The organism is Acidobacteriota bacterium, from assembly GCA_035471785.1.
Taxonomy (GTDB): Bacteria; Acidobacteriota; UBA6911; order RPQK01; family DATIPO01; genus JANQFM01.
In genome coordinates this window covers 32,301-41,894 of the sequence record DATIPQ010000127.1, presented here as the reverse complement: position 1 = coordinate 41,894, position 9,594 = coordinate 32,301, and the positions used below count along the sequence as shown (strand labels likewise).

Annotated in this window: 6 protein-coding genes; all 6 read right to left on the bottom strand. The window is 64.4% G+C overall.

Annotation, left to right across the window (positions count from 1 at the left end):
• A partial coding sequence (locus tag VLU25_18190; protein HSR69864.1) for a DUF885 family protein occupies positions 1–1,452 on the bottom strand: 1,452 nt, incomplete at its 3' end.
• Positions 1,453–1,922: 470 nt separating this feature from the next.
• Positions 1,923–2,993 (bottom strand): aminotransferase class V-fold PLP-dependent enzyme, encoded by a 1,071-nt coding sequence (locus VLU25_18185; GenBank protein HSR69863.1) that lies wholly within the window; start codon positions 2,991–2,993, stop codon positions 1,923–1,925.
• Between the two features lie 2 nt (positions 2,994–2,995).
• Complete coding sequence (locus VLU25_18180) at positions 2,996–4,207, bottom strand: ATP-grasp domain-containing protein (GenBank protein HSR69862.1); 1,212 nt, start codon at positions 4,205–4,207, stop codon at positions 2,996–2,998.
• Positions 4,208–4,303: 96 nt separating this feature from the next.
• Positions 4,304–6,868, bottom strand: a complete 2,565-nt coding sequence (locus tag VLU25_18175) for a hypothetical protein (protein HSR69861.1) — start codon at positions 6,866–6,868, stop codon at positions 4,304–4,306.
• 33 nt (positions 6,869–6,901) lie between these two features.
• Positions 6,902–8,287, bottom strand: a complete 1,386-nt coding sequence (locus VLU25_18170; protein HSR69860.1) for a condensation domain-containing protein — start codon at positions 8,285–8,287, stop codon at positions 6,902–6,904.
• A 15-nt stretch (positions 8,288–8,302) separates the two neighbouring features.
• Positions 8,303–9,526: a thioesterase domain-containing protein gene (locus tag VLU25_18165; GenBank protein HSR69859.1), complete on the bottom strand. Its 1,224-nt coding sequence runs from the start codon at positions 9,524–9,526 to the stop codon at positions 8,303–8,305.
• Between the last annotated feature and the right edge of the window lie 68 nt (positions 9,527–9,594).

Here is a 9,594-nt window from a genome sequence, read left to right as displayed (position 1 = left end):
GTAGAGGTGCTGCTCGAAGAGGCAGGTATCGCTGTCGGCGGGCATGAATCCGCGCGGCGTCCACTTCGAGGCGAACTCGCAGGCCTCGTCGATGCTCCAGTCGTTGCTGTGCAGGTGCAGGCCGGCGATGGCGCGGGCGGCCCGCTGGGCCATCATGATCCACACCATCTCGCGGCTGCGCGGGTCTCCTTCCAGCAGTCCGGCGTGCATGAACCACTCCTCCACTCCCGTGGCCAGACCTTCCGATCGCCCGTCGAAGATGTTGTAGAGCAGCGGCTGGCGGCGGACGGGATTGGGATGCGGGTCGTTGTCCATCTTGGCCAACTCGATCCAGTGGTGCATGTGAGGCCGGAAGGCCAGCGGCGAACGGTGGATGACGTGGCTGAAGAAGCCGCGCTCTTCTTCGGGCTGGAAGCTCCCCAGGCGGGCCCGCAGAGCAGGATCCATGTCGTCGCGGATGGTGATGATTTCCTGCTCCCTCAGAAAGGTCATGTACCGGTCGACCGACCGGTTGCTTCGGCGGTCATACTCCTGGGCGCTGGATATGACTTTGATGGGCGGCAGGTTGCGGTTGCGGTGCTCCTCCAGGCGCAAAGAGGCGTGGGAACGGGCCAGCGCCCGCCGCATCAGGGTGACTTCCTCTTGCCAGGTGTAGGGGACCAGATGGACCTTCTGCAGGTACCAGGTGTAGTTGTCCTTGCCTACGCCCGAAGGGCCTCGCTTGTGGGGCAACTGCTCCTGCAGCCAGGACGTAAAATCGTCCACCGCTTGGCTGGCGGCCTGCACCGCTTCCGCCAACTGGGGGTGATCGGCCACCCGCTGGGCGTAGGCCTGCATTCCCCGGCTCTGTCCGGCCATGGTGCGGATGCCGCCCATCCACAGGTCGCGGCCGTCTCCAGTAAGATTGCCCCGCGCCTGCTCCAGCAGCGCCGGAATCGAGCGGAAGCGGCCCTCCAGTTGGGCAGCCTCCTCATCGCTCAGAGGATAGTCGTACATCCAGACTTCGATGGGCGGATAAGCCACCGGTCCCTCATGGGCGGGAACGTCGCTTCGGGAGGCATGAAAGAGCGTGTAAAAGGCCGGATTGCGCTCCCAGGGACGGCGCACCCGGTGATCGAAGTCCATGCCGTTCATCTCGGCTTCCACCAGCTTGTAGTCGACCTGCTGAGGGACCGTCCAGGAGGCGGGATCGATGGCCTCCAGCCGGGCGCGGTAATCGGCAAGCTGCCGCTGCTGCTCGGCCATGGCTTGGGAGGTGTAGTCGGGGACTCCGCCCACCATCTCGGGTTTTTGAAACTCCCTCCAGTCCCGGAACAGGTCGACCAGATCCTGGTATTCGGTGCTGGAGGCCGCCGGTTGCTCTCCTGAAGCCGGCTGGCCGGGCGAGCAGGCGCCGGCCCACAGCAGGACGGCCAGACAAGCCAAGCAACCGAGAATTCTTGCTTGAGACATTCCCTCTCTCCTTAAACAGGTTTTGGAATCAATGACGTGTGGCGAAAGTATGAGGAGGCGGCGGCGGGGTGTCAAGGCAGGTGGGATTTGTCCGATACCGGGGGGCAGACGCAGTGTTTTCTCTCACGCTTTCAGAGGGTGTTGCAAAAGTCTTCAACATGACACTTCGAAGGCTCGTTATTCCACCCCTTCAGGGTTTCTTTAGAGGCGCTTCCACCACCCAGGGTGCCGCTCGCGCGCTTCGCGCCCTCGCTCTACCCTGGGCTGGCGAATCGCTCGCCTTCAGCGAGCCCGGACTTGACCTCTAACACAGTCGCTGGGCGGGCGAATCGCACCCCTTCGCGAACCGCGCGCCTTCAGCGAGCCCGGACTCGCCTTTCAGCAGGGTCGCTGCCTTGGTCGAACTTGGAAGTTGGTTCTAGTTGGTTCTTGGAAATTGGAAGTTGCGCCGACAGGCGCCGACGGTGCCCTCAAGCCAGGACTTGCAGGAGGCGCCGCAGGAGGGTGGTTTCTTGGCCGGGCTGAAGGAGGGAGGCGTCGATTCGCAGGGTCTGGTTGCGGCAGAAGGCCAGAACAGGCGAGTCTCCCTCCAACAGGCGGGAGCGGATCTGGCTGTCGGAAAGCCGCGGGGCGTGCAGCCGGACTTGCACCTCGTGACCCGTGCGGCGGACGGAGACATCGGCCAAGCCGGACAGGCCCTTGTGCAAGGTCCGGGCCCGGGCGGAGGCGGCCTCGGCTTCCTCCTTTTCGTTGGCCAGAAGATGCCTGACGGCGGCGTAGATGCCGGCCATGGCTTCTTTGCTGACCTTCATGGAGCGGCCGAAGCGGTCGTTGGGGTTGCCAAGGAAGGTACAGTCCCCGATGATCTTGCGGCTGCCCAGCACCAGTCCCGTGTTCTGGGGACCGCGCAAGCGTTTCCCGCCGCTGACGACCAGAGCGTCGGCTCCGCAATCGCGGGTATACCTCCAGAAATGAGAAGAGGGCGGGACGCAGTCGGCTCCGTCGACGATCACAGGCACCCGGCGAGGGCGCGCGGCTTCCACCACCTGAGCGACTTCGACCACATTGTCGCCTTCCCAATCGAGGGTCACCACGGCGGCGGTGTCGCTGTCGATGGCCGCCGACAGTTGATCGGCGGTGACGCCCGAGGGACTGCCGGCCAGACGGATCTCGGCCCCGGTGTTGCGGACGGCGGTATCGGCCTCGGTTCCCTGCTGCGAGGCCTGCATCACGACATTGAAGCGCCGGCCCCGGCAGGGCAGTCGGGAAGCCGCCTCCTCGTCGCTGCCCACCATACAGGCGGCCACCGCCAACTGCACTCCCGAGGTGGCTCCGCAGGAAATGTAGCAGGCCTCGTTGCGGGTCATGGAGGCGATGGCGCGTCCGGCCGCCTCCTGCAGCTCGTAGAGGTTGACCGAATGGCGGGCGGCCTCGGTCATGGCCTCCACCACGGGAGGCGCCATGATGGCCCCGCCGTAGCGGGTGTGAGTGGCGACGGCGTTGATGAACGGCTTGACCCCGATTTCCTGGAAGATTCCCACCCTTACTCCTCGACTTCCACCTCCACTCTGCAGCCGGCTCGGATCTCGTTGATCAGGCGGTCCAGGTCTTGGCGGCTGTCGGCCACGCACCCGAAATAGCCGTGCCGGGTATGAGAGCTTCGGACCAGACGCATATGATCGCCGGGCGAGTAGGGGAATTGAAAGACCTTGACCCCCTCTTTCTTGGACATTTCCTCGAAACCCTCGGCCCGCTTCAGCGTGCCCGAGGGAAACCCGAAGAACTGCGAGGTCACATGACATCGGGCGCGGCTCAAGGGCATCTTCATGGGCAGTCCGGTCAGCCCTTTAAGGGTCTCGGTCGTCATGACGAAATCATAGGCCTCATCGACGAGCTGTTCAATCCCGTCCCCTCCCGGCCGGATGTGGGACTCGATGATCCTGGGTCCAGTGGCGGTCAGCATGACTTCGGTGTGGGTAGGCCCCAGGTCGAGTTCCAGGGCTTCCAGAAGCTGCAGCACGACGCCCACGATCTGGTCCCTTTCCTGCTCGCTCAGGGCTGCCGGGACGATATGCCCCGTCTCCACGAAGTTGGGAGCGCCGGTGGTGAATTTCTCGGTGATGGCCACCACGTGGTGCCGCCCGTCCCGAGTGAAGCTTTCCACCGAGTACTCGCGCCCTTCCAGGAACTCCTCTACCAGCAGCGGCGCTTCGAAGGGATATTCATCGAGATAATCCTCCAGTTCCTCCCTTGTGTTGCACTTGCGGACCAGGATGCTGCCCGAACTGTTGTGAGGCTTGCAGATCAAAGGCAATCCGATGGCCTCCACCAGTGCTGACACGTCCTTGACCGGTTGGGGTACGACCTGGAAGCGGACGGACCCGATGCCGCGCGAGTTGAGCAGCTTCCTGAGGCGTGCCTTGGAATCGACGGTGGCCACGGCCTCGCCGCTGACGCCCGCGATTCCCAGTTCCCGGCAGATCTGGGCAGCGGGCAGCGCCGGTTCGTCGCGAAGAGCGAAAACGGCATCGAGAGGCGCTTCGGCGTGCAGTTGGCGGCCCAAGGCGACCAGACCTTCCGAGTCCATATGATCGACGATGTGTACGTTTCTGGTGTAGCTGGTGTCGACCCGGTCTTTGGCGGCCTCGCTCTTGACCACTAACGTGATGTCGAAGAGGTCCTCCTGCTGAAGCTTGGAGAAGGCGAAACGTTCACAATGGAACAACAAGACTCTGGGTTTCTTCTTCTGATTCATGTTGCGTCATCCTAGCGAGCGATAGAAGCAGGGAATCGGACGGGCCGCCGCCACGCTCACAGGCCACGGCCACCCTTGGGGCTTAGCCAGTCTCGATCAGCGCCCCCCTTCAGTTCTTTGGCGCCGTTGGGCTACGATCCGCAGCTCGCTGGTGTAGCTGGTATCGTGGCCGTCCCGCAGCCAGGTCTCGTCGACCTGAGGTTTCATTTCCACCACCTTGACGGTTTGGCCGTCTTCCATGAGTTTGACGAATCTGGCGAAGATCTCCACATAGGCGGGACTGTCGAAGTCGAGATAGCAAGGCTTGGGCTCGGCCGGCGTCTTGAAGAAGACCCAGCGCGGCATGCCGTGTCGCTGCGCCCAGGCGCGAACGGCGGCGAACTGCCGATCGCGTTCGTTTTCTTCCAGGAAAGGCATGTCCTCCGTGGTCAAGTCCCAGCGTTCGCGCACGATGGTCAGTCGTCCCAAAGTGGCGCGACGGGTATGGCGGCTATGGGGACGGATGTTGCTGAGAATCTCGTTGATGGGGGGCAGCAGCCAGTCGCTGAACACTTCCAGGGCGTCGCATTCGAAGGACCCGTCTCGGGCCTGAAAAAGGATATCCCCGCCCGGCCCTTGGGGAGTGGCCAGCAGCATTCCGGCGGGCAGGGGGCGGCATCCCGGCAGGCTGCCCATGTCCTCTCCGGTTTCGTATCGCCAATGGGATGGGTGCACCAGCATCAGGTTGGCCCGCGCCAGCCAGCCGCGCCGGGGCACCTGCCTGAGGACGCAGGTCTCGCCCGCGGTATCTTCGCCCAAGGCGTCCAGCAATTCGTCCAGGTTGGGATGTTGGGCGGCCAGGGCCGACCAGGTCAGGGTGTTTCCGCAGTGCAGTTCGCCCAGGAAGAACTCGAAATCGCCCTCTTGCAGCCCCCGGGGGCCGTCGGCGCTGACCATCACATCGGGACTCAGTTGGCGGGCCACCGTCCAAACGGGGTCGGGATCGCCGAAGACCCGCTGGGCCCGACGGGCCGTTTCTCGCAGGTCGTAAACCATGCGATGGCCGTTCTCCTGGCTGGGATCTCCCAGCACTTCTTCCCAGGCGCTTTGGAAGCGCTCTTGAAGCTCGTCCAGCAGAGGCTTGACCACGTCCTTGAGCCAGTAGTCGGATTTTGCGTGGTTGAGAAAACGCTCGGCATCGATTTCTTCTTCGCTCACCTGATCGCGCAGGTCGGCGTAGCAGCGGCGCAGGCATCCCCTCAGTTCGCGGGCCGCTTCGCCCAGCAGCCAATGGGCTCCGTCCAGCACGATGGAGAGAGGCGGCCCCAGTTCCCGCAGAAGTCCTTGTCCGAAGGTCACTTGACCGGCCCGGAGGCAGTCTTCGTACATCAGGTTGCGGCCTGCGTACATGATTCCGGGCCTTCGGGTGGGGGCCAGCCCGGTCAGGCGGCTGAAGGTCTCGTCGGCCTGACGCAGCGCTTCTCCCAACTTCTCGGGCTGGCCGGCGCAAGCGGCCACCTGGTCGCGGGCTTCCACAATCTGGCCTAGGGCGTCGTTGTAGCGCCGATGCAGGTCGCTGTCACCGATGCGGTCGACCACGACCTGAAACTCGCGGTCGGGGTGGAGTTGAGGAGCCACTTCGAAACGCCATACCACCAGTTTGCTTTCCTGCAGGCTCTCCAGGATCTGGAAGACCTCCTGCTCGTTCTCGATGCGTCCCTCTTCCAGCAGACGCCGGGCGATGGCATCGGCGCTGCGGGAGCCGTCGCAGAGTTCGGCAACGGTGCGTTCCTTCGAGGACATCTCCACACGCCCATGCACGGGGACGTAAAAGCCGTCCGGCCCGCGCCAGGCGCCGGTCGCCAGCCGGGGAGCCGCCCAACGCCGGGCGTCCTCTTGCTGGTTGAGGAGGTCGGCCAAGGCGTCGATGGTCCAGCCCTCGAAGTAGACGTTGCGTCGGGTAATCAGTTGAGGAGAGGTGTCCATGCGAAGGTAGGCCTCCTGGCGGTCATCCAAGCGGGCCCATCCGCAAGGGCCGAAGAAACCGCAGGTGTCGTTCTTGACGGCGTAGCGCTGAACAAGCAGGGCGATGAACTCGATAGCCTCCCGCTGCTTTTGGTTGGCGGCACGCCCCAACGACTTGCGGACGTACTCGAGGGCCCGTCCGGTCTGCCAAACGGCGGCCTCCTGAAAGCGCGGGTCGGCCGCGATGTCGGCGAGACGGCCGATCAGTTGCTGGGCGTCCTCCTCATGAGCCGACTGAAAGGCCCGCAGCGCATTCTCTTCTTCCTCGATGGCTGCGGCCAGGGCCCGCTGATCGGGTTGACGGCATTGCAGGTCGACCTTTCCGCGCCGCAGACGGCGGCGAAGCCGACGCAGGGCGCGGATGCGGGAGCGATCCTCACGCGCTTGGGCGCTCATTTCCCTCACCTCCTCCAGGACCTCTTCCAGACGCTTGGCCCTCTCCCTTCGGGCCTTTGAATAGCGGTCCGCCGCCGCTGCCGTTTCGGGGGCGGCCAATTGCAGGACCAAGGAGGCGGAAAAGCCGGCTCCCCGCAGGGCCAGCGTCCGCCACAGGCGCCAGCCCCCCGCGGGAAGATAGACGGCATGCTCGGCGGGGCAGGCGCCGGTCTCGGATTGAGGGTGGGTTGAAGTTCTTTCCAGGTTGGGAGAATAGGCCATAAAGCGGTTGGTCTCCTGATTGGGTCGGACGGCTCAGGAAGTGCTGAGCATGTAATCGCTGAGCCGATGGGCGGGCAGATCAGCCACCAACGAAGTCAATTCCTGAAACTGCTCCGCCAGGCGCTTGACCTGGCCGGAGGTAAAGAGGCCGGGTTTGGACCACAGGCGGCAAGAGAGGGTCTCCCCGGCGTCCTGCACGAAGAGGCTGAGATCGGCCAAGCCCGGCGGACGATTGCCGACGTCGAGGATCTCGGCCCGCAAGTCCGGTAGCTCGAGGGCAATGGCGGGGGCACGGTTCATGTAGTTGAAGACGAAACGGTAGGGCGACTCTGCCGCTTGCCCTTCCTGCCGCTGGCTGAGGAAGTGCCAGTAGGGCAGTTCCTGCTGGCCGTAGGCCTGCTGCAGGGACGTCCGCAGCCGCTTCAACAAGCTGAGGAAGTCGGGATCGCCGCTCATATCGGCCCGCACCACCATGACGTTGGTGAAGAGTCCGATCAGGTCCTCGAACTCGCGACGGCGCCGGTCTGAGAGAGGAAGCCCCACCAGGAGGTCGCGAGGGCCGCCGATCTTGTGGAGAAAGAGGCAGTAGAGGCTGAAGAGGCCGATGGCCGGCGTGACCGCCTGATGGCGGCTCAAATCCTTGAGGGCAGCGGTGCGCTGCTCGCTCAGGGCAAAGCGGCAAGAGGCAACCTCCTGAGCGGACGCCTCAAGGCGTTGATCGCCGAGGCCCGCCGCATCGGCCCCCGCCAGGCGCGATTTCCAGGCCCGGGTCAGACGGGCCAGAGCGGCCTGGTCCAGGCGCTGACGCTGCCAGCGGGCGTAGTCGGGATACTGGGCCGGAGGATCCTCCAGCGCCTGCTGCTCATCCCCTTTGAAGTGGGCGTAGAGAGCCGATAGCTCGCGGGCAAGGACCTGCCGCGACCTTCCATCGAAGACGATGTGATGGACGGTGACGGCCAAAATGTGAGCATCGGAATCGACGCGCAGCAGGAGCGCCCGCCAGAGGGGACCCTGCTGCAAATCGAAGGCGGCGCTCACGTGCTCGTCCAGCAGCCGCTCGGTGCGGCGCGACCGTTCGGCGCGGGCCGCCGAAGTCAAGTCATGGCGCGGGAGGCGGACGCCGGAGTGGGGCTCGATCACCCGGACCGGGCCTCCCTCGCCCTCGGGAAAGCGGCATCTGAGAACCGAGTGGCGGCGGACGATTTCGTCCAGACTCTTTCTCAGCGCCCGCTCATCGAGACGACCCCGCAGGCGGACCACCAGGGAAAGATGGAGCGGGCACTCGATGAAGACCGGCATCTTGATGCGGTTTTGCCCGCTCAGCCAGAGCAACTCTTCGCTGTAGGAGAGCCGGCCTGGCGGGAAGCCTTCTTCGTCTTTGGATGCGATTGCCAGGCGCGAAACGCCCTTCTCACACATGTCGGCGGCCTTTCTTCATGAGGACTCGAGAAGATGCTTCAGATCATCGATGAAGTGATGCAGGTTTTCCTCGTCGATGAAGCGGATGTGGGACCGCTTGGGAATGGCCACCCGCCGGACGTCCAGGGGACGGCTGGTGTAGCGCCGCCAGCGCAGGACATCCTGGTTGTCCTGGCTGGCATAGAGGACGATGGTGCCGGGATACCTGGTGTTGGGGCGATGCCGCAGAGAAAGCCAGTAGTTCTTGGCCCACACCTTCTGCGCCTTGACCATCACCAGCGCGTCGTCGGCAGGGCCGCGGCGGATCAGATGCTCCCACTGCGAGCTCGAGAGCAAGGGACCGAAGTGATCGAGGACCACGTCGCACAGCTCCCTCAGAGAGAGGGCCTGCAAATCATGCCTGCTGGCGAAATCGGGCAAGGTCACTTGAATCACCCAGCGCACTTCGTCTTCCCGCAAAGGTCCGGTGGTGAGGCAATCGAAAACCCGTCCCATAATGGAGTCATAGCCGAAGGCGTCCATGATGCGTGTGCCGGTCGCCCCCATGCGGCAGAGCAGGCGCCGGACGGGAGTCAGAAGGCGTTCCGGCCTGGTCAGCCGGGTCCAAAGGCTTTCCGGCCCGGCGGTATCGATCATGACCAGATGCTCCACCTGCTGCCCGTCCGCCACCAGTCGGTTGGCGATCTCGAAGGCCAGGTTCCCTCCGAATGAAAATCCGGCCAGGGAGTAGGGTCCGCGCCGCTGCAGGCGGCGGATCTCGGTCAAGTAGTGCTCGGTCATTCCCTCCATGGAGAGCACGTCCCGCTCCCAGTCCAGGTCGGGAGCGCGCAGGGCGTAGAGAGGACGTTTGAAGCGGGCCGCCTCGGCCAGATCCCGATAGGCCCAGGGATTCCCGCTGGTGGGATGAGGCCAGTAGATGGGCCTCTCCCCTTCCCGGCCGCGGTTGAGGGCCACCAGGCTGGAGCCGCCCAGCATTTCCCGCGACTCGCCGGAGGATTTGACGGCTTCGGCCAGAGCCCGCGGCGTCGGGTGGGTGAACATCGCGTCCGGCGAGAGCTCGGCTCCCACCTCCTCGCGCAACCGGGTGAGAAGGCGCGTGGCTTGCAGCGAGTCCCCTCCCAGCACGAAGAAATTATCGTCGACAGCGATGTCTTCGCGCGAAAAACAGCGTCGGAAGAGATCAACAATCTTGCGTTCCAGTCCGGCGCGAGCGGGTTCCGACATGCCTTCCAGGTTCATCTGCCTCATTCTTGGCCGGGCTCAGGAACGCTTGAAGGCGCTGGGTTGGCCCGTATCCGGGTCGGCCT